This window comes from Microcoleus asticus IPMA8 (assembly GCF_013179805.1).
GTDB classification, from domain to species: domain Bacteria; phylum Cyanobacteriota; class Cyanobacteriia; order Cyanobacteriales; family Microcoleaceae; genus Microcoleus; species Microcoleus asticus.
The window spans coordinates 1-25,244 of the sequence record NZ_SRRZ01000117.1 but is presented as its reverse complement, the minus strand read 5'-3'; the positions used below and the strand labels follow the sequence as shown (position 1 = coordinate 25,244).

General features: G+C 46.2%; 34 protein-coding genes, 1 tRNA gene and 1 pseudogene. 14 read left to right on the top strand and 22 right to left on the bottom strand.

Annotation, left to right across the window (positions count from 1 at the left end):
- Nucleotides 1-113 precede the first annotated feature (113 nt).
- Nucleotides 114-314, top strand: coding sequence for a hypothetical protein (locus tag E5S67_RS24910; protein ID WP_246276977.1), 201 nt, complete (start codon nucleotides 114-116; stop codon nucleotides 312-314).
- A gap of 21 nt (nucleotides 315-335) precedes the next feature.
- Nucleotides 336-674 (top strand): annotated as a pseudogene (locus E5S67_RS24905) (Uma2 family endonuclease); the annotation flags it as partial.
- A gap of 37 nt (nucleotides 675-711) precedes the next feature.
- Here the strand turns inward: E5S67_RS24905 and E5S67_RS24900 are convergent.
- The 6 genes from E5S67_RS24900 to E5S67_RS24875 all read right to left on the bottom strand — a co-directional run bounded on the left by E5S67_RS24900 (nucleotide 712) and on the right by E5S67_RS24875 (nucleotide 4,705).
- Nucleotides 712-993 (bottom strand): type II toxin-antitoxin system RelE/ParE family toxin, encoded by a 282-nt coding sequence (locus E5S67_RS24900; protein WP_172191064.1) that lies wholly within the window; start codon nucleotides 991-993, stop codon nucleotides 712-714.
- A complete protein-coding gene (locus E5S67_RS24895; protein WP_172191063.1) occupies nucleotides 993-1,217 on the bottom strand; it encodes a hypothetical protein in 225 nt (74 codons plus the stop codon). Before E5S67_RS24895 ends, E5S67_RS24900 begins: the two co-directional genes overlap by 1 nt.
- A 172-nt stretch (nucleotides 1,218-1,389) precedes the next feature.
- Complete coding sequence (locus E5S67_RS24890) at nucleotides 1,390-1,554, bottom strand: hypothetical protein (RefSeq protein WP_172191062.1); 165 nt, start codon at nucleotides 1,552-1,554, stop codon at nucleotides 1,390-1,392.
- Nucleotides 1,555-2,220: 666 nt separating this feature from the next.
- Nucleotides 2,221-3,948 carry a succinate dehydrogenase/fumarate reductase flavoprotein subunit gene (locus E5S67_RS24885; RefSeq protein WP_172191061.1) on the bottom strand — a complete coding sequence of 576 codons (1,728 nt, stop codon included), beginning with the start codon at nucleotides 3,946-3,948 and terminating at the stop codon, nucleotides 2,221-2,223.
- Between the two features lie 129 nt (nucleotides 3,949-4,077).
- Nucleotides 4,078-4,392: a hypothetical protein gene (locus E5S67_RS24880; RefSeq protein ID WP_015174671.1), complete on the bottom strand. Its 315-nt coding sequence runs from the start codon at nucleotides 4,390-4,392 to the stop codon at nucleotides 4,078-4,080.
- A 55-nt stretch (nucleotides 4,393-4,447) separates the two neighbouring features.
- Nucleotides 4,448-4,705 carry a hypothetical protein gene (locus tag E5S67_RS24875; RefSeq protein ID WP_172191060.1) on the bottom strand — a complete coding sequence of 86 codons (258 nt, stop codon included), beginning with the start codon at nucleotides 4,703-4,705 and terminating at the stop codon, nucleotides 4,448-4,450.
- Between the two features lie 104 nt (nucleotides 4,706-4,809).
- Here E5S67_RS24875 and E5S67_RS24870 point away from each other — a divergent pair, with 104 nt between their 5' ends.
- The gene (locus E5S67_RS24870; protein ID WP_172191059.1) at nucleotides 4,810-5,535 is read left to right on the top strand and encodes a lysophospholipid acyltransferase family protein; all 726 of its coding nucleotides are present in this window, start codon (nucleotides 4,810-4,812) and stop codon (nucleotides 5,533-5,535) included.
- A 99-nt stretch (nucleotides 5,536-5,634) separates the two neighbouring features.
- Nucleotides 5,635-6,456, top strand: a complete 822-nt coding sequence (locus tag E5S67_RS24865; protein WP_172191057.1) for an alpha/beta fold hydrolase — start codon at nucleotides 5,635-5,637, stop codon at nucleotides 6,454-6,456.
- Between the two features lie 172 nt (nucleotides 6,457-6,628).
- On the opposite strand, the gene E5S67_RS24860 is transcribed toward E5S67_RS24865, so the two are convergent.
- The 8 genes from E5S67_RS24860 to nadA form a co-directional block, all read right to left on the bottom strand.
- On the bottom strand, nucleotides 6,629-7,201 hold the full coding sequence (locus E5S67_RS24860) for a DUF2996 domain-containing protein (RefSeq protein ID WP_172191055.1): 573 nt from the start codon (nucleotides 7,199-7,201) through the stop codon (nucleotides 6,629-6,631).
- 180 nt (nucleotides 7,202-7,381) lie between these two features.
- Entirely contained in the window at nucleotides 7,382-8,269 is an 888-nt protein-coding gene (locus E5S67_RS24855) for a hypothetical protein (RefSeq protein WP_172191053.1), read from the bottom strand.
- A 138-nt stretch (nucleotides 8,270-8,407) separates the two neighbouring features.
- On the bottom strand, nucleotides 8,408-8,962 hold the full coding sequence (locus E5S67_RS24850) for a hypothetical protein (protein ID WP_172191051.1): 555 nt from the start codon (nucleotides 8,960-8,962) through the stop codon (nucleotides 8,408-8,410).
- A gap of 337 nt (nucleotides 8,963-9,299) precedes the next feature.
- Complete coding sequence (locus tag E5S67_RS24845) at nucleotides 9,300-9,416, bottom strand: photosystem I reaction center subunit VIII (protein ID WP_015174678.1); 117 nt, start codon at nucleotides 9,414-9,416, stop codon at nucleotides 9,300-9,302.
- Between the two features lie 57 nt (nucleotides 9,417-9,473).
- Nucleotides 9,474-9,983: a photosystem I reaction center protein subunit XI gene (locus E5S67_RS24840; protein WP_172191067.1), complete on the bottom strand. Its 510-nt coding sequence runs from the start codon at nucleotides 9,981-9,983 to the stop codon at nucleotides 9,474-9,476.
- Nucleotides 9,984-10,097: 114 nt separating this feature from the next.
- Nucleotides 10,098-10,814 (bottom strand): TIGR04283 family arsenosugar biosynthesis glycosyltransferase, encoded by a 717-nt coding sequence (locus tag E5S67_RS24835; protein WP_172191049.1) that lies wholly within the window; start codon nucleotides 10,812-10,814, stop codon nucleotides 10,098-10,100.
- Nucleotides 10,815-11,136: 322 nt separating this feature from the next.
- Nucleotides 11,137-11,754: a TIGR04282 family arsenosugar biosynthesis glycosyltransferase gene (locus E5S67_RS24830; RefSeq protein WP_172191047.1), complete on the bottom strand. Its 618-nt coding sequence runs from the start codon at nucleotides 11,752-11,754 to the stop codon at nucleotides 11,137-11,139.
- A 175-nt stretch (nucleotides 11,755-11,929) separates the two neighbouring features.
- Complete coding sequence (gene nadA / locus E5S67_RS24825; protein ID WP_172191045.1) at nucleotides 11,930-12,898, bottom strand: quinolinate synthase NadA; 969 nt, start codon at nucleotides 12,896-12,898, stop codon at nucleotides 11,930-11,932.
- A 211-nt stretch (nucleotides 12,899-13,109) separates the two neighbouring features.
- Between nadA and E5S67_RS24820 the strand changes: the two genes are divergently transcribed.
- The gene (locus tag E5S67_RS24820) at nucleotides 13,110-14,027 is read left to right on the top strand and encodes a TIGR04168 family protein (RefSeq protein WP_172191043.1); all 918 of its coding nucleotides are present in this window, start codon (nucleotides 13,110-13,112) and stop codon (nucleotides 14,025-14,027) included.
- Between the two features lie 34 nt (nucleotides 14,028-14,061).
- Nucleotides 14,062-14,148: transfer RNA gene (locus tag E5S67_RS24815), tRNA-Ser, on the top strand.
- Nucleotides 14,149-14,302: 154 nt separating this feature from the next.
- Here E5S67_RS24815 and E5S67_RS24810 read toward each other — a convergent pair.
- Entirely contained in the window at nucleotides 14,303-14,476 is a 174-nt protein-coding gene (locus tag E5S67_RS24810; RefSeq protein ID WP_246276976.1) for a hypothetical protein, read from the bottom strand.
- Between the two features lie 108 nt (nucleotides 14,477-14,584).
- Nucleotides 14,585-15,088, bottom strand: coding sequence for a hypothetical protein (locus E5S67_RS24805; protein ID WP_172191041.1), 504 nt, complete (start codon nucleotides 15,086-15,088; stop codon nucleotides 14,585-14,587).
- A gap of 295 nt (nucleotides 15,089-15,383) precedes the next feature.
- Between E5S67_RS24805 and E5S67_RS24800 the strand changes: the two genes are divergently transcribed.
- Both E5S67_RS24800 and E5S67_RS24795 read left to right on the top strand, forming a co-directional pair.
- A complete protein-coding gene (locus tag E5S67_RS24800) occupies nucleotides 15,384-15,566 on the top strand; it encodes a hypothetical protein (protein WP_172191039.1) in 183 nt (60 codons plus the stop codon).
- Nucleotides 15,567-15,613: 47 nt separating this feature from the next.
- Complete coding sequence (locus E5S67_RS24795) at nucleotides 15,614-16,132, top strand: pentapeptide repeat-containing protein (protein WP_172191037.1); 519 nt, start codon at nucleotides 15,614-15,616, stop codon at nucleotides 16,130-16,132.
- Nucleotides 16,133-16,222: 90 nt separating this feature from the next.
- On the opposite strand, the gene E5S67_RS34160 is transcribed toward E5S67_RS24795, so the two are convergent.
- Nucleotides 16,223-16,345 carry a hypothetical protein gene (locus tag E5S67_RS34160; RefSeq protein WP_006633228.1) on the bottom strand — a complete coding sequence of 41 codons (123 nt, stop codon included), beginning with the start codon at nucleotides 16,343-16,345 and terminating at the stop codon, nucleotides 16,223-16,225.
- A 20-nt stretch (nucleotides 16,346-16,365) separates the two neighbouring features.
- Here E5S67_RS34160 and E5S67_RS24790 point away from each other — a divergent pair, with 20 nt between their 5' ends.
- Nucleotides 16,366-16,977 (top strand): DNA-3-methyladenine glycosylase, encoded by a 612-nt coding sequence (locus E5S67_RS24790; RefSeq protein WP_172191035.1) that lies wholly within the window; start codon nucleotides 16,366-16,368, stop codon nucleotides 16,975-16,977.
- A 49-nt stretch (nucleotides 16,978-17,026) separates the two neighbouring features.
- A complete protein-coding gene (locus E5S67_RS24785) occupies nucleotides 17,027-17,326 on the top strand; it encodes a hypothetical protein (protein WP_172191033.1) in 300 nt (99 codons plus the stop codon).
- 148 nt (nucleotides 17,327-17,474) lie between these two features.
- Here E5S67_RS24785 and E5S67_RS24780 read toward each other — a convergent pair whose 3' ends face one another.
- The gene (locus E5S67_RS24780; RefSeq protein ID WP_172191031.1) at nucleotides 17,475-18,971 is read right to left on the bottom strand and encodes a glycosyl hydrolase family 57; all 1,497 of its coding nucleotides are present in this window, start codon (nucleotides 18,969-18,971) and stop codon (nucleotides 17,475-17,477) included.
- A gap of 180 nt (nucleotides 18,972-19,151) precedes the next feature.
- Here E5S67_RS24780 and E5S67_RS24775 point away from each other — a divergent pair, with 180 nt between their 5' ends.
- Complete coding sequence (locus E5S67_RS24775) at nucleotides 19,152-19,880, top strand: AIM24 family protein (RefSeq protein ID WP_172191029.1); 729 nt, start codon at nucleotides 19,152-19,154, stop codon at nucleotides 19,878-19,880.
- Nucleotides 19,881-20,190: 310 nt separating this feature from the next.
- The gene (locus E5S67_RS24770; protein ID WP_216670696.1) at nucleotides 20,191-20,454 is read left to right on the top strand and encodes a hypothetical protein; all 264 of its coding nucleotides are present in this window, start codon (nucleotides 20,191-20,193) and stop codon (nucleotides 20,452-20,454) included.
- 1 nt (nucleotide 20,455) lies between these two features.
- Here E5S67_RS24770 and E5S67_RS24765 read toward each other — a convergent pair whose 3' ends face one another.
- On the bottom strand, nucleotides 20,456-20,605 hold the full coding sequence (locus E5S67_RS24765) for a hypothetical protein (protein ID WP_172191027.1): 150 nt from the start codon (nucleotides 20,603-20,605) through the stop codon (nucleotides 20,456-20,458).
- Between the two features lie 121 nt (nucleotides 20,606-20,726).
- Between E5S67_RS24765 and glgA the strand changes: the two genes are divergently transcribed.
- Nucleotides 20,727-22,202, top strand: coding sequence for a glycogen synthase GlgA (gene glgA, locus E5S67_RS24760; RefSeq protein WP_172191025.1), 1,476 nt, complete (start codon nucleotides 20,727-20,729; stop codon nucleotides 22,200-22,202).
- Between the two features lie 220 nt (nucleotides 22,203-22,422).
- Nucleotides 22,423-22,794, top strand: a complete 372-nt coding sequence (locus E5S67_RS24755) for a DUF4342 domain-containing protein (protein ID WP_172191023.1) — start codon at nucleotides 22,423-22,425, stop codon at nucleotides 22,792-22,794.
- Nucleotides 22,795-22,911: 117 nt separating this feature from the next.
- Here the strand turns inward: E5S67_RS24755 and E5S67_RS24750 are convergent, their stop codons facing one another.
- The 3 genes from E5S67_RS24750 to E5S67_RS24740 form a co-directional block, all read right to left on the bottom strand.
- Nucleotides 22,912-24,237, bottom strand: coding sequence for a serine hydrolase (locus E5S67_RS24750; RefSeq protein WP_172191065.1), 1,326 nt, complete (start codon nucleotides 24,235-24,237; stop codon nucleotides 22,912-22,914).
- 289 nt (nucleotides 24,238-24,526) lie between these two features.
- A complete protein-coding gene (locus E5S67_RS24745; protein WP_172191021.1) occupies nucleotides 24,527-24,865 on the bottom strand; it encodes a hypothetical protein in 339 nt (112 codons plus the stop codon).
- Nucleotides 24,866-24,896: 31 nt separating this feature from the next.
- Entirely contained in the window at nucleotides 24,897-25,070 is a 174-nt protein-coding gene (locus E5S67_RS24740; protein WP_172191019.1) for a hypothetical protein, read from the bottom strand.
- Nucleotides 25,071-25,244: the final 174 nt, after the last annotated feature.

The following is a 25,244-nucleotide window of genomic DNA, read 5'->3' as shown; positions in this document are numbered from 1 at the left end:
TCTTCTACTTTTTGAGTTTTTGAGCAACAGCTTGCCTGACATTCAAAGGTGGCTACTTTTAGCTGCGCTCATTTTTTAGTCTAAACTACAGCAGAAAAAGCAGGTAGGAAAATATGTATGTCGGCGTCGAGAACCTAGAAAAAGATATCGAAGACGGAGTACATTTGGTGAAGGCGCAAGATGGAGAAAAGTGGGTTAATTATCTCGAACAATATTCTTTGGAGGTGGAACAGTTAATGAAGTTAACTCGAAATAAACGTCGCTTTTATCAACAAGGTATGCGGGCTGCAACCCTGATTCGGTCTATCTCCTAGACCTCTTTGTCACCCCCTCAGCATTTTCCCATTGCATATTTAGGCGTAGAATTGGGACTTTGGCAAGGCAGTTATCAAAATCAAAGTATGCTTTGGCTGCGTTGGTGGGACGAGGAAGGTAATTTGCTGTTGATTGGCGATGAAAGAGCAGAATTGGAGAGATTGCGAGGAGAACAACAACGGGAAAGAGCAGAACAAGAAAGATTGCGAGCCGAGAGTGCAGAACAGTCACGACAAGCTGAATTTCAGGCAAGAAGGGATGCAATTCCCCGATTGTTGGGAATGGGTTTGAGTGCCGAACAAGTGGCGGAGGCGTTAAGTTTATCTGTGGAAGAAGTGACGGAGAATGCTGGAGAGTGACATAGCGGGAGAGAATTGGGGAAAAGGGCGATCGGTCTTAATAGACTTCATCATGAGAACCCATTTTGAGCAATAAAATAGCTTCCTCCTCATCTTCTGGATCGGTCACAAACTCAAATAAAATCCGATAATCATAATCTATTGAACACGACCAGATACCCGATAAATCTCCTGTCAGTTTGTGAGTTCGCAAGCTGGGGTTAAAGCAGTCCTCAGACAAAAGTTCAAGCGTAGCTTCAATTAAAAGGCGAAGCTGAGGATTTTTACGAACTAACTTTTTGAAAGTACGAATAGATTTGGGAGTCCAACCAATTTTCATCAATCATCTAACTCCGCCATAAAATCGGCTACCGACCCAAATTTAACATTGCCCTCAGCATACTCTTGACGAACTTCTGCCACTTCCTTGAGTAATTCATTTCGTCGCTGTTGTTGCAGACGATTCTGAAGAATATCTAGAAGCAGGGCTTGATCTTCTAATGATAAAACTTCTACAGCTTCAAGAGCTTGCTGGAATTGAGATGTCTGTGTCGTTTTAGTCATATATTATTTTTAACTGTTTAGAACTACGATGTTTTTTATGGTTTTAGCAAGATTTATCCTATGCTACCATTTTTTACTTGTTTGGAACCATACAGGATAAAAGCAGTATAACACTGCGAAGTTTGTAGTCATTTCCCAGAGTTGAATAAACAGCAAACTCAGTAGATTGTGTTTAGTTCTCTGACCAGACTATACGTTGTCCCCAGTATTCGTAAGAATCATCTTCTGGCGGATCTCCGTCCCAAGGAGGTGCTTCCGTGTAGTAGTCTCGACCGTCTAGCTGTCGATCTTTCCACTTAATGTACTCTTTAATAATTGCATCCTCCCGCCTATCCAAAACCTCGCCCGATCCCAGAAACTCGCCTTGTTTATCAAATACTTCAACTAACCAACAACCGTTATCCCAGGCATCGTGACAGTGCCCAGAAATGACAAAGAAAAAAGCATCTCGACCGTCAATAGGAATCTTCAGGAGATAAATATCGCTGATGTTATGTCGAGAATACCAGAGGTGACGTTCAAAAGTATCGAGTATATTTTTAGGTAAATTCTGAGGAGGTCTGACTATTTATGGAGGCAGAAGAGTCATATTTTTCCAGTTCCATGTCAGCTTTACATAACCGATTCTATGCTGGGGTAGGAATTCTCTAAATTTGTATGCACTTACCTGGAGAAACTCTACTACTTCTTTTTCACAAACTTCCCTTACGGTGTTTTTTCTGATGTCAGCATTTTCTCTATTCACTTGCTTACCTCTGGTAGTGGTTGCAATTTTTATTTCTGATAGGACTTACGCATGGGGCAAGCGAAACCGGGTTTTTTTACAAAAAGACGCGTTGCAGCCCGCAGATTGGGTAAAAAACCCGGTTTCTTTTGTCCGAGTGCGTCCAGGACTGTCTGAAAAATGTTCGGCTTTGACAGCTAGCAAAATATGGTTGAGCATATCTCTGCTTGGCGAACCTGTAGTTGTCAATTAGTAAGGTGCGAACTGCACACCTACAAATTAATACTTCCTCTCCTGCGGCTCAAACATCGTAATCGCCACCGGCATATAAGCCAAATCAATCCCTGCCGGCGAATAATAGGCCATTGTATGCTTCAAGAAGTTGCCGTCATCGCGCTCAGTAAAATCTTCCCGCGAATGAGCTCCCCGACTTTCCTGCCGGTTCAAAGCAGAAGTTAAAATCATTTTCCCGACAATTATCAAACTCCGCAACTCCAAAGCTTCCACAATTTCCGTATTCCACAACTTCCCTTTATCATCTAAGTAAACCTCCTCATATTGTCGCTCCAATTCATCCAATTTTGTCAAACCTTCCTGCATCAATTCGGCGCTACGAAATACACCACAATACTCAGTCATAGTATCTTGATACTGCTGCCGCACTTGATTGATTCGGTATTTTCCGGGACGTTCTACAAGTGCCTGAATTTGCTCTTTTGCTTCCGTAATATAACGCTGTTCGTCTACGGCAGGTAACTTACGATTTTGTACGAATTGTGCTATGGTTGCGCCAGTAACTTTGCCGTAAACGACGCATTCCAAAAGCGAGTTGCTGCCCAAACGGTTGGCGCCGTGAACAGACACGCAAGCTGCTTCGCCGGCTGCAAAAAAACCGTCCACCAAACCCTCAGGACTGCTGCGAACTTGCCCGCTAACATTAGTAGGAATTCCCCCCATTGAATAGTGAACGGTAGGGCGGACGGGCATCGGCTGATTTACGGCATCAATTCCTAACAAACGGTGGGCTTCTTCCCAAGCAAAAGGAATTTTGCTCATGATTTTTTCGCGTCCCATGTGCCGCAAATCGAGGTAGATAAAGGGGCCGCCGGCACTACCATCAACATTAATTCCTCGACCGGCGCGAATTTCTATGGAAATTGACCGCGAAGTGATATCTCTGGGCGCTAATTCCATCCGCGACGGGGCATAATTGGCCATAAATCGATCGCCCTCTGAATTAATCAAATAAGCGCCTTCGCCCCGCACAGCCTCGGAAATCAGCACTCCCACGGGATACAAACCAGTCGGGTGAAACTGCACGAATTCCATATCTTCCAGCGGCAATCCAGCTAAAGCCGTCATCGCCAAACCGTCTCCGGTGGAGGCGTAATCGTTCGACGTGGTATTGTAAACTCGACCGTAACCGCCCGTGGCAAACATCACCGCCTTAGCACGGACAACCTCAATTTGACCGTCTAGCAGGCGGTACATAACTACCCCCTTGGCTTGGCCTTCTTCCAAAATCAGGCGGGTAACGTACCACTCCTGATAGATGTGAACTCCGCAGCGGCGCAGATTATTGACCAATTCGTGGAGGATGGCGTGACCGGTTTTGTCGGCGGCGTAGCAGGTGCGGCGGTGGGAATGTCCCCCGAAAGCGCGCTGGGCAATTCTGCCGTCTGGGAGGCGGGAGAAGAGGACTCCCATGTGTTCTAAATCTATGACTACACCGGGTGCTTCGCGAGTGAGGATTTCTACAGCGTCTTGGTCGGCTAAATAGTCTGAACCTTTTACTGTGTCGAAGGCGTGGGCTTTCCAACTGTCTTCGGGATCGACATTTTGCAGGCTGGAGGCCATGCCACCTTGGGCTGCGACGGAGTGCGATCGAATCGGGTGAGTTTTGGCAACTACAGCTACCTTTAAACTGGGGTCAGTCCGGGCAATTTCTACTGCGGCGCGACAACCTGCTAAACCGCCGCCTACAATGATTACGTCGTGTTCTAGCATTTCTTTTAATTATTTTGAGTGTTCTGCTCAACTTATGGTGACGCAAAAAAAAACTTCCTACCACAAGAGCAGGAAGTTTTTTAACTTTTGATTTGAATGGAAAATCTAAAGTTAAATTTTCAAATTGGACTAGCCGGCGCTTTCGGCAGGGTTCTGAAGCGACTGATTTCCCGTTGCAGAAGGTTGAGGTTCCGTACCGGGTTCTACAGCAAGCACTTCAATGTTATTTAGCAGAGTTGTAACGAAAGCAAACAGCAAGAAGGGCAGAGACAGCACTAAAATCAAGCCGACGGTAGCCAAGGCGTAGATTTGGCGGGCGCTACTCCACAAGGCGAGTGCCGACGCTAGACTCAGGAAGATGACTATCAGCCAAACAATGATTTGACCGTAAATGTCGCCAAAGGTGAGGGTACATTTAAGGCGATAGTTTTGGATGTTATTCATTTGATGCCTCTGGAGATTGCTATTACGACTTGTCCAAAAATACTTTGACAGTGCGTCAATGCCCACTGTAAATTTCTAAGTTTAGCTGTCGCAACTTGGTTTTGGGGTTGTTGTAAACATTCTTTAATAAGTTGCCACAACACTTGGTATATTTTTGCTTCTGACTGGGAATTTCTGCCGAAACAGTTGGCGATCGCACTCCGACGCCTAGAAACCCGGTTTTGTACTGTTTTGGCGGGCTGACTAGAAGTAAACGCCCCAAAAAACCAAGGTGATGACCGCCCGTGCGTCCAGGATTGCGAAACAAAGGCATCAGGGGAAAGTCTACTTTTTGAGGGAGCCCCGACTTGGTAAAGTAATGTTAAGCTTCATGAGAATAGAATCCACCTTTATAGCGTCCCACCTGTCTTTTGGCCCATGTCTTCAGAGAGCAAATTGCTGATTTCGCGCTGTTTCCTGGCTGGTTTGGGAACGCAGACGTTTGTGTACCGCGAAGACCGGATTCCCCAAGAGAGTCCGGTGCTGGTGGTGAGCAATCACCGCAGTTTCTTAGATCCTGTGCTGCTGACGGCGGCTTTGGGTCGATCGATCCGCTTTGCTTGTCATCATTACATGGGTCAAGTCCCGGTGATTCGGGAAGTTGTCACGAGTTTCGGCGCTTTCCCCTTGGAAGCACCGGAGCACCGACAGCAGCATTTTTTCTCTCAAGCGACAGCGCTGCTGCAAGGCGGAGAGATGGTGGGGGTGTTTCCCGAGGGTGCAGAACCGATGGTGAAGCTAACTGGGCCGAATACTGTGGGGAAGTTTCAGCGGGGATTTGCTCATTTGGCTTTGCGGGCTCCGGTGCGGGATTTGGCGGTTTTGCCGGTGGCGATTAGTTCTTTTGAGGAACACTCGGTACGATCGGGTGTACCGCTCAAGTTGTTGAGTTTTTTCGATCCTTCGGAACCGCTGTTCGATCGATCGGGATGGCATCCTGTGATAGTTTATCAGCGAGTTAATGTTTTAATCGGCCGGCCTTACTGGATTACTGTCGATCGACAGCAGCAATATCGAGGCAAAAAAGCCAAAGCAGTTGTTGCTGAACTCACAGACCACTGTCAGGGGGAAATTGCAGAATTACTCCAACGAGGTTGTTTGTAAGTTTGTTGACTGTTGACTGTTGACTGTTGACTGTTGGCTCGTGTCAGATTTCCAATCTAAAATCTAAAATCTAAAATCTAAAATCGATTGATTTGAATCATGGCAAATGCTAACAACAAGATTCGTTTCCTAACCCCCAAACCGCCGAAACCCGATCGCCCTTTATTTGTATTTCTGCCCGGTATGGATGGCAGCGGTTTGCTGCTGCGGCCGCAAATTTCTAAATTAGCAAGTCATTTCGACATTCGCTGCTTAACGGTACCGGCTGACGACATGGCTAGTTGGGAGGTACTTGTTAGCGAAACAATTGCCTTAATTGAAGCAGAAAAGCAAGCCGGAAAGCCGCAGCGGCCGGTTTATCTGTGTGGCGAGTCATTTGGGGGCTGTTTAGCGATGAAAACTGTTTTAGAAGCTCCTCAATTGTGCGATCGATTAATGTTAGTCAATCCAGCTTCTTCGTTTCGACAGCAGCCTTGGGTGCAGTGGGGATCGTACCTGACTCAGTGGCTGCCGGCCAACCTTTATCCGCTGTCGGTAATCGGTCTGTTGCCGATATTAGCATCCTTAGGAAAGATCGGGCGCGACGATCGGCGAGCTTTGCTAGAAGCGATGCAAGCAGTACCGCAAAATACGTCTGTGTGGAGATTGGCGTTAGTGCGATCGTTTAATGTTGACGAAAATCAGTTGCGCGGCATCAAACAGCCGACGCTAGTAATTGCTAGCGGTGCAGATCGGCTGCTGCCTTCCCTAGTAGAAGCGAAGCTTTTAGTCAAGGTAATTCCCAATGCTGAAATGGTGCTGCTGGCTAACAGCGGTCATGCTTGTTTGTTAGAAACAGATGTTAACCTTTACGGCATTATGCAAGCTCGCAATTTTTTGACAAAATCCGAAGAAAACCTGTCATTAGTCAATAGTCATTAGTCATTAGTCATTAGCTATGACTTCTCACTTATGAGTCAGTGGGGTAAAATTAGAGATGGGGCGAGCGGTAAAGTTCCTATCCAAATTAACCCGCCCTGACACTCATTAGTAAGTGCCTAAATACAAGCAACTAATGACTAACAACTAATAACTAATGACTAATGACTAATAACTAATTAAGATTTAGCCATTTTTGAGCATTAAGCCGCTGGACTACGCCAAAAACCATGAGGTCTAGAGTAACCTTGCGCTCGTCTATCAAAAAAGGCTCTAAAGTGCTGGTTTTGGTATTATTTTCAGCGCAGGAAAATGCTCTTTGACTTTGAATATTTTCTTGAGGAAAATACAGGTTAAATTGGCGCTCACCTTCTTGGAATTTACCAATTACCTGCCAGCAATCGCCGGCGGAACTCATGCCAGCAACGGGAAGTTTTTGCTTGATCAAACTTACCTCTAAATCCTTAACGCCCTGCTTAGTTAAAGCAGTTTGCAAGGCGGGCAAATAATCTTGTTGAATAAAATCCGCAAAGGGCTTGTCTTCAACAGCAGGTGCTTTTTCCTTTTTGGCTTTAGCTGGGGGCTTGTCGCCGTCCGCCTTGGCTGCGGGCTTTTTAGCAGCCGCCTGAGGCTTGTCAGTGCTGGGCAAGTCAGTTGTCTCGGGTGCGTCGGAACTCGGAGCGTCCTCCACCGCAGCACTGGGAGTTTCGGATTCGCCAGCGGTAGGATTTTTCGGTTCTTCTGACATTAACGCTTCCTGTTAAATAGTAATCGGCTAGGAGTTGTGAGTGCAGGTGCGGGCGATCGACTTTCTCTATCGCACACAGTTTTTATCGAAAACCAACCTGAGAAAATTGCGATTCAAAAAAATTTGAACTCAACACACTCAGGGCGATCGCCCGCAAACATCACAACTCTTGAGATTATTCTAAATCTCTGCGACAGCTCGTTCAATCAAACGGCGGGCGAGAGTTTGAACACCGGTGTGTTCGTAGTAGTTGGTACTAATGTCGAGGAATGCGCCCACGTAGTCCACCTTATCAGCAGAAATGTCTACAAAATTCTGCAAGTGGCCGAGTACGTTTTGGGGAGTCAAACCTCGATCGCTCACAAAAGAGCTCATCCAGCCAGAAACCGAGTTAAAGCTTTCGCCAATAAAGCCGAGTTGGCCTGCGGGAGAGCCCCCTGGAATCTGGTCGCCGATCGACTTGAAGGCCTGATTATCTTGCAAATCGCTAGGGGAGAGCTTTTGAATCCAAGACTGAGTTGCCATGATAAAGTCAGGCCCCAAAGGAATCAAACCGTCGAAACAAACCAAAGCAGCCATCCGCATTAGGGATTCGCCACCGTAGTCGCCCAAAGATCCGGCAAAATCGCCGATGCTGTCGCCGGGAATGCCGTTGATTTGGCAAAAAGCGAGCAACTCAGTGACTAACTTCAAAGAAAGGTCGATCGTTTGAGCTTTTTCAGCCTTGGGAGTGATATTGCCGAGGAACGACAAAAACGAGACATTTTCCGCAACTTTATTAGCGAGGGCGGCACTGCCCAAAGCCTTGTCGGCACTGTCAATAGTTTGGTAAAGCCACAGAGCGCGCTGGTAGCCCTGAGACTTATCGTTGTAGAGGTAGATGGCGCGCTCGCCAATTTGCTGGATCAGTTCTTCGTCTGTTTCGCCAGTAACGGTGCGAATGGTATTTTCAAAGCCAACTAAATTGTTCCACTCGCCGGGAACCACAAAGTCAAGCGCTCGCAGGGCTTTGACAGTCATGTTGTCTTTAGGCAGTGTATCGACTAATTCAAAGACTGTTTTGCTCACAAAAAACTCCTTTTGCTAGAACGGGAATCAAAGGTATTACTTTTGGCAGATGGCAAGAACTTCACAGTCTTATTTGGGCAGACTTAGTTCTAATAGCGCCAGACAGGAGTCGGGCGCGGAGTTTGACAATAGACATTCCTACTTGACGCGAGCGAGGCCACCGAGGTTAAATTTTGACAGCCAAGCTTCGCGATCGCTAGCGGTAAAAGACGGATCGCGGGATTGAACTTTCACCTGATAGCGATTTGCCACTAAAACAGCGGTGATATTAGCACCCTGATTAACTGCGGGATAGCCGCCGATTTGCTTGGTACTTTGCTGAAATTTTGCGCCTGCCGAGGGGTTGCCGGCGATGTCGTTAATCGAGAGCATCGCCACATTTTTACCGCCTTTGTTCAGCTTAGCTTCAGCAAAACCGGATTTTTCTTGAGCGAAGACGCGATCGAATCCACCGCCAGAAGACGGGAAGTATTTATTTAATTGGCCGCCTGCAACTGCCTTTTTGGGCAGGTTTTGATTACTAGCACTTGATTTGTCAGCAGTTGTCTGCTTGGCTTGAGCAGGTTTTTGGGTGCTTTCCTGCTGGGCTTTGTCCCAGCGGGAGGGGGCTTGGGTTTGACCGCAGGCGGTCACCAGCAGAAGTACCGAGATCAGGAATGGAGCTAAGATTCGGCGTGCGGGGGAAAATTGCATCGCTGTCTCCTCATGAATAAGTTTCCATAACAATTGTGGCTTAGAATTTGGCAATTTGTGTTCCCTAATCGGATAATTTGTCTTATTTGTAAAAAAATCCTCTGCCTGCAGGCAGAGGATTTTTTGGCAATTACGAGTTCGGAAGTAAGAAAACTGAAAGATTGCTCCACAGATAAATTCTGGGGATGGGGGTAAAGAAACTAAGTTTTGTGATTGCCAGCAATCTCAAAACAATTTTTGCTGATTTTCCCTAGATTTATCTAGAAATTTCAGAGAAATTGTTCGTCAATCGTTTTACTTCGGCTTTCCAACTTAGGTCTTACTTTCGGGGTAAGGCTCAGGCGTCGCTTTCAATGTAGATAAACAACAAACCCATTACCACAACCGGCATTAACCATGTAATAACCGGAATCAAAATCCAAGGCAAGAAAGAAGCAGCGTAGGAACCTGTCATATCTAATTCTCCAAACTAAAGTTAGTGTGTTCCAACAGGGGTATTTGGCAGTGAAACCTAATTGTTGACTAAACCCCGGAAAATGGCGTCAACGCCGTTAAAGTTTTCGAGTAAGAAATAGGCAGCAAAGACGCCGCTCATCCCGCCAATGAAGAAACCAGCGGTAAGCTGGCTCCACCCTTCAGCATTTCTGAGGGAATCGGGAGTCATGGGATTAGCACTAGGGTAGCTGGTGTTGTCTTGCTTGAAAGACACCAAACCGTAAGCAGACATACCTAGTGTGCCAAGCAGAACTAAGACGAGGGCTGTAATTAATCCGCCGAGATTAGCTGCTTCGGGATAATCCCGCAGGGGTCCGAAGACGATTTCGGGGCCGACGAGGAAATAACCGTGGGCCAAACCGATTTCTAGACCTCGAACTAGGGGCGAGAGTCCTTTGCGGTAAGCGGGCAAGTTCCCAATGAATGCTTTTGTGAAATCAGAAGCACTGATGGGAGTTGCTAGATGACCCGTGAAGGGGTCGCCGTTAAAGGGTTTAATAAGCTCTGCATCTCTGGGATCGGCCATATTCTGTTTGTCCTCGCAGTTTAATAAAGTTGAGGCGTTCAAGTCATATTTTACGCAGGGACGTGTTTCCTATTTACATAATTAACGGTGAGCTTTAGAAAAGTTCACTATTCTTTAGTTTTCAGAAGAATTTTTCTTTTGTCCCTTATACCAGAAAGCGAGTCGATCGGGCGACACTCCCAGGAAATAAGCGATGATTACTATTTGATTAATGGCGGTGGTTTTGATGACCCCAAGCTGCTGCCAGCGACGGGCGGAGGTCAGCACTGGCTGGGGTACTATTTCGATGCGGCCTTGTTTTTTCAACCGGCGCACGAATTCAAAGTCTTCCATCAGGGGCAAGTCGGGAAAACCGCCGATTTTGTCAAAGGTAGCTGCTTTGAGGAAAATGGCTTGATCCCCGTAGGGCATTTGCAGAAAGTTCGATCGCCAGTTTACCCCTGTTTCTACCAGACGCAGACAGATCCTGCGGGCGTCAATCTTGAGTTGAAAGGCCCCCGCTACTGCAGACGGTTTAGCGAGTGCCTCACGCGCGCCAGAGTCGTACCCGCGAGGCAAAAGAGTGTCGGCGTGGAGAAACAGCAGGATCTCTCCAGTAGCTGCGGCTGCACCTGCATTCATTTGAACTGCGCGACCTGGGGCCGTGCAGATAACTCGGATGCCCAAAGATTTTGCTATATCTGCTGTACCGTCGCTGCTGCCGCTGTCGGCGACAATTATTTCGATATTTTTTGCCTGAAGGGCGGTGGAGATGACTCGGGCAATTGTAGGTGCTTCATTTAAGACGGGAATTATAATAGAAATTTTGAGATTGCGATTTTCTGGCGGCATACTGAATTAAGCAGCCCGTGAGATAGAGGGCGGGTTTTGTACAAAGCTTATCTGTTATTTGCTAATTTTTTACGCCTGGCCAGCGCCTAGATTCGGCTTTGATCTGGGAGGGCGGGTTTTGTACAAATGTGACCTCTTATTATTTGCTACTTTTTAGCTTTTTATCGCGCCTGGGAGTATGCTCCCAAGCGCTGTCTAACCGCTGCATTTTGTTAGACAAATACACTTAATATATTATGACATTCTGGTTTGAGGATCTAGTTGATTTTTATAATTAACTAGGATAAATAATCATAGTTAATATAATTAAAATCGAATTTAGTTATTTCAATATATTAATATCTAAACCGCGGAGGTCTTCTGGTCGATCGATATCTGCAAGAGTGGGAAGATAAGCAATATTCAAGTCTAGCTTTTGGGCGATCGCCTGCGTACAAGCAAATACTTCACTGGTTCCCCAGTCGATGCCACCGAACAGTTCCGGTATCGATCGCCGCAGCCCGATCAAATAATAACCTCCGTCTTTTGCCGGGCCCAAAACTAAATCGTGCTGGCTGAGTTCCTCAAAAGCTTGTGCCATGATTTCTGCTTTCAAACCAGGACAATCAGTGCCGATAATTGCAGTTTTCTCAACCCCTGAATTAAAAGACTTTTCAAATGCTGCTGTCATTCTTGCGCCCAAATCGCCGTCTCTTTGATTTTGACAGATAATATCATTTCCTAACCACTCTTGCATCAGTTGTTGGCTGCCGCCGGATCGGTGAATTTCTACTGATAATCGGCGGGATTTTTGGAGAGAGAGAGCGCAGGCGATCGTCCGTTGGGCCATCAAGCGGTGAAGGTTGGCAGCGCCTGTTTTTCCCAGCACCGGAATTAGTCGAGTTTTGGTTGTTCCCGGTTCGGGATAGCGAGTGAAAACAATCAGTTTTTCCGGCATCATTTATCGTTCATGAGTTTTAAAGGAAGGAACCTCAGAGGCGCAGAGGAACAGAAGAGAAAGAGTTTGACAACTGATTCACGGATTGCCGATCGATGTTGGTGGGTTAGGCGAAGATTTAATTTAATCGCCGCGCCCAACCCAGCATACAATATATTTACTTAAAAATAGCGAGGGGTTAGCTCATTTCTAGCATTCGCTGGATGGGCTGCAAGGCTGCTAGTTGAATATCTAGGGGCATGGTAATTTCGGGGGTTTGATTCTTTAGGGAGAGATACAATTTTTCCAAGGTATTTAATCTCATGTGCGGGCATTCGTTGCAAGCGCAGTTATTATTGGTGGAAGGAGCGGGGATGAAGCGTTTGTGCGGAGCTTGTTTTTGCATTTGGTGAATGATTCCCGGTTCAGTCGCGACAATAAAAGCTTGGCTAGAACTGGACTGAGAATATTTGAGCAACGCAGTAGTGGAGCCGATGTAATTGGCGTGGCGCAGCACGGGAGGTTCGCATTCTGGGTGGGCAATTATTTCGGCTTCGGGATTTTCGATTTTGAGTTGAACTATCTTTTTTTCTGAGAAGTTTTCGTGGACGATGCAGGCTCCTTGCCATATCTCCATGTTTCTGCCGGTTTGTTCCATGACGTAGCGACCGAGATTGCGATCTGGCCCAAAAATAATCGGCTGATTTTTGGGAATTTGGTTGACAATTTTAACCGCGTTAGAACTGGTGCAAATTATATCGCTCATTGCCTTAATTGCGGCGGTACAATTAATGTAGGAAATTACTAAATGTCCTGGTCGATCGGCTTTGAAAGCTGCAAAGGCTTCGGGAGGGCAACTGTCGGCGAGGGAACACCCAGCATTTAAGTCTGGCAACAATACTAATTTGTCGGGATTGAGTATTTTTGCGGTTTCGGCCATGAAATGAACTCCGGCAAAAACTATGACATCGGCGCTGGTGTTGGCGGCTTTGCGGGCAAGTTCTAGGGAGTCGCCAATGAAGTCTGCGATGTCTTGAATATCGGAGTCTTGGTAATAGTGGGCGAGAATGACGGCGTTTAACTCTTGTTTGAGGGCGTTAATTGCAGCAAACAAGTCGTCGGGCAGTCGGGTTTGAGTAAAGTTCGGAGCAGGTGCGGTGGTAAACACAGTTAGAATATTCCGGTGAAGGTGGCGAAGACAGCTAAAGTGTATTTTGAATTATAGTTGAATTCACCAAAAAGTGCTGGCTGTTCAGTGGAGCCAATCTAAAATCTCAAATCTCAAATCCAAAATAGGCTGGGGGAGAGTGCAAAAATTGGTCGCTGTTTCTTATGCTGAGTAAGAAGGGGCTAGGGATCGATCGCACATGACAAATCACATGAATAAAGCTAAATCTATCAAAATTGCGGTGGTGGGGGACGTTCACGATCTGTGGGAACCTGAAGACGGCGAGGCCCTGAAGCATCTGGGCGTTGATTTGGTGCTGTTTGTGGGGGATTTTGGCAATGAGTCGGTGGAGGTTGTGCGGGCGATCGCCCAATTGGACATTCGGAAAGCAGCAGTTTTTGGGAACCACGACGCTTGGTACACCGCGACAGAGTGGGGCCGCAGTCAGTGCCCTTACGATCGAACTCAAGAAAATTGGGTGAAACAGCAGTTAGATTTAATGGGAGAAGCTCACGTCGGTTACGGGAAACGGGATTTTCCAGAATTGGGCGTAACTGTGGTGGGAAGCCGCCCGTTTACTTGGGGGGGATCGGAGTGGAAGTACGGGGATTTTTACTCGGAGTGGTTTGGGGTAGAAAGTTTTGAGGAGTCGGCACAGCGCATAGCAGCGGCTGCTGCTCAGGCGGATTGCGAAAATGTGATTTTTTTGGGTCACACGGGCCCGACGGGGTTAGGAGAGGCTCCTGAAGACCCCTGCGGGCGAGATTGGAAACCGCTGGGAGGGGATTGGGGCGACCCGGATTTTGCGGAGGCGATCGATCGAACTCGGAGTTCTGGGAAGCACATACCTCTGGTAACTTTTGGTCATATGCACCACAAACTGCGGCACACAAAGCAGGAGTTGCGGAAGTCGCTGGAGGTGAGTGCGGAGGGTACGGTGTATTTGAATGCGGCCAGCGTACCGCGAATTGTGGAGAGAGAGTGCTCGAAACTGCGCAATTTCTCGATCGTCCTGCTGGAAAATGGAGCAGTGTCGGAAGTGTCTATGGTATGGGTAGGCGAAGATTTCGCGGTAGAAAGAGAACAAATTCTTTATCGGCGCACTGAATCTGCGGCTATTTGTAGTTAGAGAGATTTGCTGGTATGATAAAATTTATGCGCCCGGAGAGGTGGCAGAGTGGTCGAATGCGCTCGACTTGAAATCGAGTGTGGCAGTGATGTCACCGTGGGTTCAAATCCCACCCTCTCCGTTTAACAATTCTTGTCGGTTAAGGGTTTCAGATTCTCTATTGCCTCAAGAGTTCCCTTTTCCGCTGATCTTTCGCTCACTCGTGGTATTCCCCCAAAAAAAACACCCCCGCAGGGGTGCTGTTGCTTACCAGGTAATTTTTCTAGTCAACTGACTCAACTAAACTCTTCCTCATCCGCCGGGTCGCCGTAGGGGTCTTCGCTGGCAGGACGCGCGTTGCCGAACAGTCCGGGATTTGAGGGATCTTCGTAATTGTCGTTAGGATCGACTTGCTCGCTGTCTGACCCGACGACGGCATCTTTTAACTTCCGGAAAAATCCATCTACCATGATAAAGTTCCTCTTTTTTATGTGTTGAAAAATGGGTGTTTTAGATTGGGAATCCCAGATTTAAGTGAAAATCACGAAATCGGCAATCTAAAATCTCAAGTGGTTAGGCTACTGTGCCGGAACAGGACTTGTAGCTTCCGGCACGGTAGTAAGGTCTCGACCGGTAGTTTGGTTGTTGTACCCCTGGAATTCGCGGTAACGCGCTGCCTCGGACTCGGGAACTTTAATTCCTTCAGGCGGGGGCGTTACCCAGACAGCGCGATTCTGGGCATCGCGGTAGTAAACGCGACCGTTTTTGGAAAGGTAATGTTTTCCCTGCGGCCCCTTTTCTTGTTTATTTTTGTACTGATTGTAGATGTAGTAAAGGGCGGCTGCTCCTGCTAAAGTAATCCCTACTTTTTGAGCAGTGTTGAGTCCTTTTTTAGCTTGTGGCGTAGGAGTGGAGCCGCGATTAGGTTGCACTCCTCCAGCGCGAGTATTATCAACAGGAGGCGGAGGAACGGAACTTTGCTCACTAGAACCGCAAGCACTTACAAAGGGAAAGGTCAGCAGCGTTGTCAGCAGCAGAGCCATGAAGCGCGATCTTTTGGGTTCGGGTTTGATTGTGTTCATTGCCGCTCCGAATTGTCGGGATTATAGGTAGAGTGTGTTCTGGCGAGGTTGAGGAACCTGAGCTGCTGCCAACAGTTTTTAGAGTAAATTAATTTCTCAAAGCAATTTTGACAAAAAAAGTAGTTGCTGAGAACTTAACAGCGCAGCTACAGTATGGCGTTTATGGCGTTTCTATTTTAATTATCTTCAAGTCTCTAGAAAATTTCCTCTTTCCAGGGATATAAATAAATTTTCTTTTATTTCAGTCCGCAGGTATATGCCAATGCGCGCCTTCAGGTAATAATAAATTCCGTTTGTGGACTGCTTAAAGGAAAGTGAAGCAGACGGACGGGACGAGTCCGAAGCTCAAAGCAGCATTGGCGACGGAAAGGAGGCGGGATGTATAAGTCTGGCGGTGTTTAATTGCGCCGGACTTATTGACTCAGATGCAGACAATTTTGTTGTGGAAATTCTGGAGAGGTCGATCGCACTATTGTAGAAATCTATTAACCGCGATAGAAAGCCCCCGCAGCTTTTCGGATATTTATGAAATTAAAAAATTTATTTACTGCTGGATTGTCCATCGCAGTTGTATTTACTGCGGCAAAATATCTAATTTTTTCTAATCAACAAAACCAAGTCAAGGAATTGTTGCAAACAAAACAGTGTCCCGAGTGCAATTTCAGCAATGCCAACCTCAAAGGATTAGACTTGCAAGGAGTCAACTTGCAGGGAGCAAACCTAGAAGGTGCTAACTTATCAGGAGCAAAATTGGCAAATGCCAACCTCAAAAATGCCAACTTAAATAGAGCCAACCTGACGGGAGCTGATTTGGGCTGTGCCGGTATCACTTTCAACCTTGAGGCTAATGAAAAAGAAGCAAATATGGATTTTAATGTCACGGCTGTTCCAGAACAGAACAACCCAGAAAATGCAGTAGTTGGTTTCAAGATGAAAGCAACGGATCGAGGGGCGACAATGCGTTTAAACCTCATGGGATGCGCTGACTTATCCAATGCTAGCTTGCAAGAAGCTCAAATGCCAAATGGCAAAATTCACCCTTAGTAAGACTAGCAAATACTGTTTAAATCGAAAGAAAACCGCTGCCTGAAAAACAGGCAGCGGTTTTTTAAGAAATTAACTGCACGCCTAAAATTAGTGAGCAGAACCGTTACCGTGATACTTGTCAGTATCGTAGAATCCGTTTTTTGTGCCGAAGAACAGACAGCAAACGGTGAAAACTGCTGTCAAGACTGCTAAAACTAACTTAACGTCCATAATTTACCTGCTGTTGTTGAGTGAGTGCAAATACTCAGATTGTAGAATCTTTTTGGCTGGCGCGGCCATCTACCAGCGTAGCGCCTGATTTGCTGGGATGCTCGCTGGTGCGGCAGTTTCCTGACGGCGAGACAATTCGGGGAATTATTGTCGAAACCGAAGCTTACGGCCCGGGAGACCCCGCTTGTCACGCTTACCGACAGCGCACTCCTCGCAATGAGGTGATGTTCGGGCCTGCGGGTATGAGCTACGTTTACCTAATCTACGGGATGTATCACTGTTTTAACGTGGTGACGGATGCAGAGGGAGTTGCTAGTGCTGTGCTAATTCGAGCTTTGCAGGTAGATGCGGTTCCCCAAGAATTCGCTGGAATTCCCGATAAGAAGCGATCGCGCCTCGCCGCCGGGCCTGGGAAACTGTGTAAGGTACTGAAGATCGATCGAACTTTAAGCGGTTTTCCCTTGGGTGCAGGCCAACCGCTGCGCTTAGAACATCGGAGCGATCGCTTTCAGCAAGCTGTGGAGGAGGGTACAATAAATTTTGTGCAAACTACGCGGATCGGGATTTCTCAAGGAATTGATTTGCCTTGGCGGTGGTATGTAGGGAACTCTACGGCTGTGTCACAACTCTAGTAATGTCAAAGGTATCAGCGTAAATTTTGTAGCTTATCTTAGTGAAATTATGGCTTACTCTTCTGAAAATCCGATCGTACAACTCAAAAAATGCCTAAGCCTGGTTCAGGATGTTAACAGTCACACCGAAGCCAACCGGGCCTTCGAGCAATTGTGCGGGATTATCGATGCTGAAAACCCAATGGCGGCGCAACTTTTGGAGATGCTATGGGAAGAAGCGATTATGGCTAGGCGATCGGCTTTATTTTGGCAACAAATGAGCGATGTTGAGAAAGATATGGCTAATAGAATGATGGAAAATATGACGCAGATGCGGCAAAATTATTTGCGGCTGATGCAGGAAATGTAGGCAGTAATTGGTAAATCAGTGTTTGTAGTGAGGACTTTAGTCCTCTCTTTATCAATGAAGCTTTGCTTTCTAGGTGTAGGGTGCGTCAGCGCGGATCTTTGATGCTGCTCAAACAGTGTGTTTCCGCGGCACCCTACGATAAATTTTCCTACTTCATTAAAGCAGCGCCGCGGTTGTAAAGTTCGCGGGCGTAATCAGTCCAAGTTCCCTGTCCCCAATAGCGGAAACAGCTTGTTTGTAGCAGCAAGTTGTAAAGCAAAGCTTGCTGGTATTCAAACTGCTTGGTAACTGCCGCATCTTGCTGCAACAGCGGGTCGTATTTTTTGTGAAATGCAGCGCTGAGTAGATTCATCGGTTCCAAGACATTTTCGTAGCCTTTCACCCAACTCAAATCGTTAGTCCAAGAAGCACCATCCATGTGAAAATTATGGTCTGTTTGCTTGAGTTGGGCGATCGCACTTTCCACTTTTTCCGGCGTCGTACTGTCGGGATCGACTAGGTGCCAGATTTTGTGCTGGTTAATCCCCTGACAAATCGGATAATCATCAGGATTAACGCCCGCCGCCTCAATTATCTCCAAATATTCAGTGCCGTTTAAACCGACAACACCGGATTTTCCGCCGCCTTGTTCGCGGTTTTCGTGCCAAGCTTTGACAAAAGCGCTGGGAAATTCATTCATCATGACGCCGCCATTTTCGCCGTCGGCAATCTGAGTAACTAGAGAAGGAACTGTGACACTGCCAATTTGCTGTTTATTGCGTCCTTTGGCTTCGTAATAAGGCTGCATTTGACCGACCAATTTCGTATCCGAACCTTGGGTTTTAATCAAAGCAGTGATGCTGATTGTTTCGCCGCGAGAATTGCGCGCAACTAAACGGTTGGGAATATATTTTTGGTCTTGCGACAATCCCGAACCGTCTGGATTTTCTACAGAATGTTCCTGCACCATCAGCCAGCGATAGCCGCATTCTTTCAAAGCTTTGATGTATTCGTACAGTGTATCTGGGTGATTGGGAAAGTGCATTTCTGGGGGCGAAAAACCTTTGACGCGCTTCAGGGCATCCAACCCAAAAATGGCTGCAAAATGATGTTGCCATGCCTGAATTTGAAGTTTGATGTCGGGAATTGGAGTTGAGGGAATGACGGCGTGACTCCACATTGTCCCCAGCCATTCTACGTGAGGTTGATATTGAGGATCGCAGGTAATCCGCTTGAGATTATCAAAGATATCGTCGCGTCCCATTTGGCGCAATCCCCACAACAAATTGCCCGAATAGTCGAGCATAATTCGCGGGTTGCAACCTTCAGCAATTAGTTGGGGAATAAATTCTCCCATGCGGGAATAGCACCAAGCAAAGACTCCGGCGTTGTGATTGTCTCCTTGGTTGGGATGTTCAAACATATGCTGGAGATTGCAGATCAGTTCGCCGTTTGCACCGGCAGGAATTGTCGGTTGGTGCATATGCAGGGCGCAGGCGAATCCGGCTTGAATGTTTTCCAGGCGCAGATTTGTGTTAGGTAGAAAGATTGGTTCGTTGCTATTGGCTGCGGCATTAATTTCTGTTTCGGAGCCGCAAATATTGGGCAATCCTGAGTTGATTTCTTGTAAAATGGGTAAATTGGGAGATTGTGCGATCGCAGGCATAAATTTTTCTCAACAATTGTGGAGGGGCGCTGTCTGCTATTGCTAAGATAGCTAGATACTTTAACAGTAGCAGAGGATGTCTGCAAAAGATAAATTTCACAAGATAAGTCCGGGAGCGCGGAAGTCCCAAATCACGGGTCAAATGTTTAACACATTTCAAGTAAATACGCGAGGTATATTATGAAATACGAAATCCAAGTTTTGGAACCAACTGATTTGTGGTACATCCAAAATAACATCAATCCTGAAACCAATAAGTTTTACCATCCCACTAAGAATATTCCCCTCGTTCAGCAAGTAGAAATTAACTTGAACAATTCGGGAGTGATAATTCAAAAAGGTGCGCTGCATTGGTGTATGGGGAAATTGACTTCCGGTGTTTATAAAACGGATAACCGTTTGAAAGATATGTGGGTATCTTTGACAACGGAAATGGACTACAACGCTCCCGTATATCAAGGGACTGGTACGGTGAAGCTCGAACCGAGACAAAAAGGGAATTTCCTGCATTATACGCCGATCGAGCTTTCGGATGCAGAGCAGTGGGAATTTGATGACGGTGTATTTCAGTTTTGTTCTGACAATGTAGTTATCGGTGCTAAAAAACTGAAATTTCGACAAGTGGCTGCTTCTAATGACGGTAGGTGGAGAATTGCTGTTACAGCTTTGCGCGAGCAAAAAGCTACTGTTGTAGCAGCTACAAGTTCACCGGCTAAGGTTGTCGAACTAAAACAAGGTGAAACTTTGATAGCTGATTGCGATTTGGTTAAAGGATTTACCAAGGGAATTGAAGAAGATTATCGAAAATTAGGTCATTTTGGCAAAGGCGGTGGAGAGGGTTATGTTTGGTTTTATCAGGGCAAAGGTAAATTATTAGTATGTGAAAATGATGCGATGGGTTTGGGATAAGTTGTTCCATTTCTGTCGATCGATATGAAAATTATGAGTGGGATTTATGCAAGATAAGGAGGAAGAAACATCGCACACAAATTTGCAGGCATGAAAGTGTCTGAGATTCTCAAAGGTAAAAAAGGTAGTATAAAACAAGCACAGCTTCCGGCAAGTTCGTCAAGTTGGGAATAATTTAGCGAAATGATATGGGAGCAAATAGAAAGAGGTGCTGAAGAAAATATCCCAGGCTTTAGGATAGTTCACAAATTGTTGAGCGATCGGAGATTTGAAAGATGAAAAATAATGGTTTGACCAAGTAATATTATTTTTGCAAAAATTGGAAAAACAGGCGATTGATTACAGTTTAGCCCATCATCGCGATGAAGCTATGATGGTAATTGTATCTGTACCTGGGGAACGGTGGGAAATTGAATTTTTGAGTGATGGTTCGGTGGAAGTAGAGAAGTTTGTCAGTAATGGAGAGATTGCTGGAGAAGAAGCTTTGAGTGAGTTATGCGATCGATATTCGGAACTAGACGAGACAAATGGCGATTTGGCTCAAAAGATTGAGTTGACAAATGCGAGAAAATGAGTTAAATTTTGCGGAATTTGCGATCTAGTTGCCACAATTTCGACTTGCTCAACCGATTATTTCTCCTCTGAAGGAGAGCTTGCAGCTTCGCCTCGATGATATCCTTCCCCGTTGGGCTATTGCCAGCGATCGCCCGAATCTGCCCCAACATCCGCTAGCTGTGCGTATTTCCTTGTATTCCCAATGGCCGACTTGCTTATTTGTCGCGAACTCATATACTTTGTCAAGTTAAGAAATTATTTTTTTGATTTATCCAGGAGCGAGAAAAAAAAATGTACATTGTACAAATTGCCTCGGAGTGCGCCCCCGTCATCAAAGCAGGGGGTTTGGGCGACGTAGTTTACGGTTTGAGTCGGGAGTTGCAGAATTCCGGCCACTGCGTCGAGATTATTCTACCCAAGTACGACTGCATGAGGTACGACCACATTTGGGGACTTCACGAGGCCTACCGGGATTTGGCTGTGCCCTGGTACGGTGGCGAAATCCTCTGCGATGTCTTGTGCGGCTGGGTGCACGGGCAGTTGTGTTTTTTCATCGAACCTCGCTCTCAAGATAACTTTTTTAATCGCGGCTGTTATTACGGATGCAATGACGACAATATGCGGTTTGCATTTTTCAGCAAAGCCGCTTTGGAATTTTTGCTCAGAAGCAACAAGCGTCCCGATGTGATTCACTGTCACGATTGGCAAACTGGTTTGGTGCCTGTCTTGCTGTTTGAAATTTACAAATACAATTGGATGGAATATCAGCGAGTCTGCTATACCATTCACAATTTCAAACATCAAGGCATGGGAGGTAGCGATATTTTGCAAGCCACGGGTTTGCACAGACCGGATTATTATTTTGAGTACGATCGCCTCCGAGATAACTTTAACCCTTTTGCCATCAACTTTATGAAAGGTGGCATTGTGTACTCTAATTTTGTCACCACAGTTTCGCCGCACCACGCCTGGGAAGCTCACCTCGGCGAGTTTGGCTACGGTTTGGGCCACACTTTGCATTTATATCAAGAGAAGTTTCGCGGGGTGCTCAACGGCATTGATTATGACGTGTGGAATCCCGAGAGCGATAGCTATATTCCGCACCACTACACTCAGGAGGATTTGGCAGGAAAAGCCAAAACTAAAAAAGCTTTGCGCGATCGGCTGTTACTGCGCGATGCTGACAAGCCTATTATTACCTTTATCGGTCGTTTGGACGACCAAAAAGGCGTTCATCTCGTCCACCACGCAATTTATTACTCTCTGAGTAAGGGAGCGCAATTCGTGCTTTTGGGTTCCGCCACCGAAGCGGGAATTAATGCGCATTTCCAGCACGAAAGACAGTTTTTAAATGACAATCCAGACTGCCATTTAGAACTAGGTTTTAATGAGGAACTGTCGCACTTAATTTATGCGGGTGGGGATATGATTGTGGTTCCCAGCAATTACGAACCCTGCGGGCTGACTCAGATGATCGGGTTGAGGTACGGTACTGTTCCTGTGGTGCGGGGAGTTGGCGGTTTGGTGAATACTGTGTTCGATCGAGATTACGACACCCGCCACCTCCCTGAAGAGCGCAACGGTTACGTGTTTTACCAAAGCGACTACGGCGCTTTAGAGTCGGCGCTCGATCGGGCGATCGGATTGTGGTATGACTATCATGATGAATTTGAAAAACTCATGCTTCAAGGCATGAATTGTGACAATTCGTGGAAATATCCAGCTAAAGACTATGTGGAAATTTACGAGCTAATTCGACACAAATAATCACTAGGGGCGGCTTTTCCCAAAGATATTTTCTATACCTTTAGGAATAGATTAACCCGCCCTTTTCTAACCAGACAGAGATAAGGTTTTGAGTAAAAGTGGGGAGGTGGAAAGTACGAATGCAGATTGTAGGGTTTCCTTGCCTGTCATTCCCAAGTGCGATCGCCGAAGATAAGGGTATACAAATTAAACGGTTGGTTTTCACCCGCCCTTACAAAAAATGAACTCACAACTAGAACAACAAGTAACGATTCTACAAGACGAAACAGCAGCAGCGGGAAATTCAGCCAACCCAACAGTTGAAACTCCTTTATTCGCTTCAGAATTTGCAACAGAAGAAAAAGTCAGAGTGGAAGAATTCAAGATTAGCGCCGACAGTTTAATTGCTAAAGTCAAAGAACTAATTGAGCAAGGAAAACTCCGCCGCCTCGTCATCAAAAACTCGCAAGGGCGGATTTTGGCAGACATTCCGCTGATGGCTGGATTGGTGGGCGGTGTTGCAGGCTCCGTAGTCTTTCCAATTGCTGCTGTACTTGCTACAGTTGGGGCAGTTGCGGCTCATTTGACTGTAGCCATCGAGCGCAAAGAATAGTCTTAAGTTAATTGTTAATTCAGCGCTTACGCAAGCCACACCAAAAACCCCGTTTCTGTGTTAATTATTCGTATCAATCGACGATTTTTACCAGAAAGCGGGTTTTTTGCATGAGTTCTATAATTCCGGTACTTTGGCCGCAGGTTGGTCTAAATAATTGTAAACAATCCGCGAAATCCGACGCACAAAATCTCTCACAATCGGGTCATTGTAAGGACGTTTGACAAATATTGCCGCTAAATAACGCTTGCCGTTCGGCATATCAATAATTCCAGCATCGCCAACCACAAAACCGATATCTCCGGTTTTGTCAGCAATCACGGCTCCTGCGCCTAAACCCGAAGGTAACAGCGTTCTAGTTGTGGTGCGCCGCAGTAATTCTAAAGCTTGTTCCCGACTCGATTCAGAAACTAATTTATCGCGAGACAGCATCGCCAGCAGCTTTACCATATCCACAGAACTGGTTGTATTTGTTCCTTGAAAATCTCCCAACCAATTGCGAATTCTGGTGTCAGTTAATCCCCAACTGCGAAAACGCTCGTTGAGTTTAGCAATTCCCCCCAAACGTTCAATAATCATGTTGGTGGCTGTATTGTCGCTGATTGTAATCATTTTATCTACGGTTTCTCTGATGCTAAACCGAGTGCCATCTCGTTCGTCTTGCATAGTTCCAGAACCGCTGGCAACTAAGTCGGACTTCATAACTAATGTTTCGTCTAGGCTAACTTTGCCTGCGTCTACATCTTGATAAAAAGCAATCAGAATTGGTAGTTTGATGGTACTCGCGGCCGGAAATACGCGATCGCCCTTGATATCCAAATAATTGCCTGTATCTAAATCCAGAAAAAACATTCCGGCGCTGAGGGATCTATACTGTTCGATCGCACTTTCGATTTGAGGCTTGATGGCTGTCATTTCCAAGCCTGTTGACATCCCCAAATCAGCGGAATAGTTTCTCAGATTTCCGGGAGAAACAGTGGGCGTAACTTGACCTGTTGTTTGTTCTATCCGGGTAATAGCTGTAGGTATAACAGACTCGTTCCCCGCTATTTGCTCGGGATTCGGCAACTGAAACGACCAGCGAGTGGAAGATTCTCTAATGACTCGGACTTGTTGCGGGTCTAACTTATAACCGGGAGTTAATTGTATGACTAACCTGGTAGTTTCGGTGTCAAACTGTCCGACTCTAATTTGTTGAATAGCTGAGTTGTAGCTTTGAGGAGTTTCGGGATATTCCAAGACTATTCCCGGTAAATCAATTACTAAGCGGGTGGGATTTGCAATGAGTTTGACTTCCGGCTGAACTCCTGAATCCGTGGTTAAATTGAGTTGGTTTTCGCTGGCATCGAAGTGCCAAGATGTTAGTGTATCAGCTTTTGCGGGCAGGGCGATCGACAAAACAGTAATTAAAGCAGGCAACAGCCATCGCAGTTTTGGAGTCATGTTTAAAGACAAAGAGTTTAACAGTGGCAACGAGAAAGCGGCGGTCACAGTGTTCTCGACCGCTTTCGAGACGAAGCACATAGGATCATACAGTCAACTCTGCCTGCCGCCGTAAATTTTTTTATTTTTTTTGAGAATATTTGGTTTTCGGGACTCATATCAAATCCGGTTCTATTACCCCTTTTTCTTCCAGTCTCGTGCAGGCGGACGAAAGTTTGTTTAGTCAGTCGTCAATTATCTTCGCCAAATTATTGTTTTGTCCGCGCGAAATGTATGCGGCTTAGATGAATTAAAGTTTTGCTGTCGCCAGATTTCTAGCATCTTCGAGCGAGTCGATCGCGGCTTTGAGCAACACTTTTTCTTTAGCAACAAATCGGCGATCGCTCAAAGGATCGTAAGCTTCCCAATTACCGCTAACTTCGCGGTCGCGCCACAAAAACCAGCAGCGGTAGATTTCCCCGCTATCAATATCATCGCACAAAGCCAGCCAATCATCCCCTGTGAGAGCGCTGGCATCTAATGCTACCAATTCAACCCACGCAAGTGCAGTGCAGGCATCGATCGCCTCAGCATCAACGGAGTCAGATTTTGTAGCTGTAGGTTGCGGCGAGCAAAGTGTAGACTTCATAATTTCTCCTTAATTAAATCAATGAATTTGCCTATTTATGGAACTGCCCCGGTACGGGAATTGGAAAAGCTGTGTTTTGATGAATTTCTAATTGGTCAAATTTATTAGCCGCTGATGCTTCTGTTAAATTATTAAGTGTATTAATTGTGAAAATGGCGCCGGTTCCTAAAGCGGCCATTGCCAGTCTGTGTAAGATTTTGCTCATTAGGCTGCTCCTTTTCTGCTGGGTGTATCTACTCTAAAAAGTTAAGCGGTCATTAGCGGCGGAGATTGGGGAGTTAAGAAAAATTTGTATCGGCTCAATAAATAGAGGGAGCAGTTATTCTAGTTGCCAAGACAAGCCCAAGGGATGAAGAGAAGATTTTTCGCGAATAATAGT

What these genes read in the sequence shown, in the direction of transcription:
- E5S67_RS24910 (WP_246276977.1), top strand. Translation starts at nt 114, where the DNA reads ATGTATGTCGGCGTCGAGAACCTAGAAAAAGATATCGAAGACGGAGTA.
- E5S67_RS24900 (WP_172191064.1), bottom strand. Translation starts at nt 993, where the DNA reads ATGAAAATTGGTTGGACTCCCAAATCTATTCGTACTTTCAAAAAGTTA.
- E5S67_RS24895 (WP_172191063.1), bottom strand. Translation starts at nt 1,217, where the DNA reads ATGACTAAAACGACACAGACATCTCAATTCCAGCAAGCTCTTGAAGCT.
- E5S67_RS24885 (WP_172191061.1), bottom strand. Translation starts at nt 3,948, where the DNA reads ATGCTAGAACACGACGTAATCATTGTAGGCGGCGGTTTAGCAGGTTGT.
- E5S67_RS24880 (WP_015174671.1), bottom strand. Translation starts at nt 4,392, where the DNA reads ATGAATAACATCCAAAACTATCGCCTTAAATGTACCCTCACCTTTGGC.
- E5S67_RS24875 (WP_172191060.1), bottom strand. Translation starts at nt 4,705, where the DNA reads ATGCCTTTGTTTCGCAATCCTGGACGCACGGGCGGTCATCACCTTGGT.
- E5S67_RS24870 (WP_172191059.1), top strand. Translation starts at nt 4,810, where the DNA reads ATGTCTTCAGAGAGCAAATTGCTGATTTCGCGCTGTTTCCTGGCTGGT.
- E5S67_RS24865 (WP_172191057.1), top strand. Translation starts at nt 5,635, where the DNA reads ATGGCAAATGCTAACAACAAGATTCGTTTCCTAACCCCCAAACCGCCG.
- E5S67_RS24860 (WP_172191055.1), bottom strand. Translation starts at nt 7,201, where the DNA reads ATGTCAGAAGAACCGAAAAATCCTACCGCTGGCGAATCCGAAACTCCC.
- E5S67_RS24850 (WP_172191051.1), bottom strand. Translation starts at nt 8,962, where the DNA reads ATGCAATTTTCCCCCGCACGCCGAATCTTAGCTCCATTCCTGATCTCG.
- E5S67_RS24845 (WP_015174678.1), bottom strand. Translation starts at nt 9,416, where the DNA reads ATGACAGGTTCCTACGCTGCTTCTTTCTTGCCTTGGATTTTGATTCCG.
- E5S67_RS24840 (WP_172191067.1), bottom strand. Translation starts at nt 9,983, where the DNA reads ATGGCCGATCCCAGAGATGCAGAGCTTATTAAACCCTTTAACGGCGAC.
- E5S67_RS24835 (WP_172191049.1), bottom strand. Translation starts at nt 10,814, where the DNA reads ATGCCGCCAGAAAATCGCAATCTCAAAATTTCTATTATAATTCCCGTC.
- E5S67_RS24830 (WP_172191047.1), bottom strand. Translation starts at nt 11,754, where the DNA reads ATGATGCCGGAAAAACTGATTGTTTTCACTCGCTATCCCGAACCGGGA.
- E5S67_RS24820 (WP_172191043.1), top strand. Translation starts at nt 13,110, where the DNA reads ATGAATAAAGCTAAATCTATCAAAATTGCGGTGGTGGGGGACGTTCAC.
- E5S67_RS24810 (WP_246276976.1), bottom strand. Translation starts at nt 14,476, where the DNA reads ATGGTAGATGGATTTTTCCGGAAGTTAAAAGATGCCGTCGTCGGGTCA.
- E5S67_RS24805 (WP_172191041.1), bottom strand. Translation starts at nt 15,088, where the DNA reads ATGAACACAATCAAACCCGAACCCAAAAGATCGCGCTTCATGGCTCTG.
- E5S67_RS24795 (WP_172191037.1), top strand. Translation starts at nt 15,614, where the DNA reads ATGAAATTAAAAAATTTATTTACTGCTGGATTGTCCATCGCAGTTGTA.
- E5S67_RS34160 (WP_006633228.1), bottom strand. Translation starts at nt 16,345, where the DNA reads ATGGACGTTAAGTTAGTTTTAGCAGTCTTGACAGCAGTTTTCACCGTT.
- E5S67_RS24785 (WP_172191033.1), top strand. Translation starts at nt 17,027, where the DNA reads ATGGCTTACTCTTCTGAAAATCCGATCGTACAACTCAAAAAATGCCTA.
- E5S67_RS24780 (WP_172191031.1), bottom strand. Translation starts at nt 18,971, where the DNA reads ATGCCTGCGATCGCACAATCTCCCAATTTACCCATTTTACAAGAAATC.
- E5S67_RS24775 (WP_172191029.1), top strand. Translation starts at nt 19,152, where the DNA reads ATGAAATACGAAATCCAAGTTTTGGAACCAACTGATTTGTGGTACATC.
- E5S67_RS24765 (WP_172191027.1), bottom strand. Translation starts at nt 20,605, where the DNA reads ATGTTGGGGCAGATTCGGGCGATCGCTGGCAATAGCCCAACGGGGAAG.
- glgA (WP_172191025.1), top strand. Translation starts at nt 20,727, where the DNA reads ATGTACATTGTACAAATTGCCTCGGAGTGCGCCCCCGTCATCAAAGCA.
- E5S67_RS24755 (WP_172191023.1), top strand. Translation starts at nt 22,423, where the DNA reads ATGAACTCACAACTAGAACAACAAGTAACGATTCTACAAGACGAAACA.
- E5S67_RS24750 (WP_172191065.1), bottom strand. Translation starts at nt 24,237, where the DNA reads ATGACTCCAAAACTGCGATGGCTGTTGCCTGCTTTAATTACTGTTTTG.
- E5S67_RS24745 (WP_172191021.1), bottom strand. Translation starts at nt 24,865, where the DNA reads ATGAAGTCTACACTTTGCTCGCCGCAACCTACAGCTACAAAATCTGAC.
- E5S67_RS24740 (WP_172191019.1), bottom strand. Translation starts at nt 25,070, where the DNA reads ATGAGCAAAATCTTACACAGACTGGCAATGGCCGCTTTAGGAACCGGC.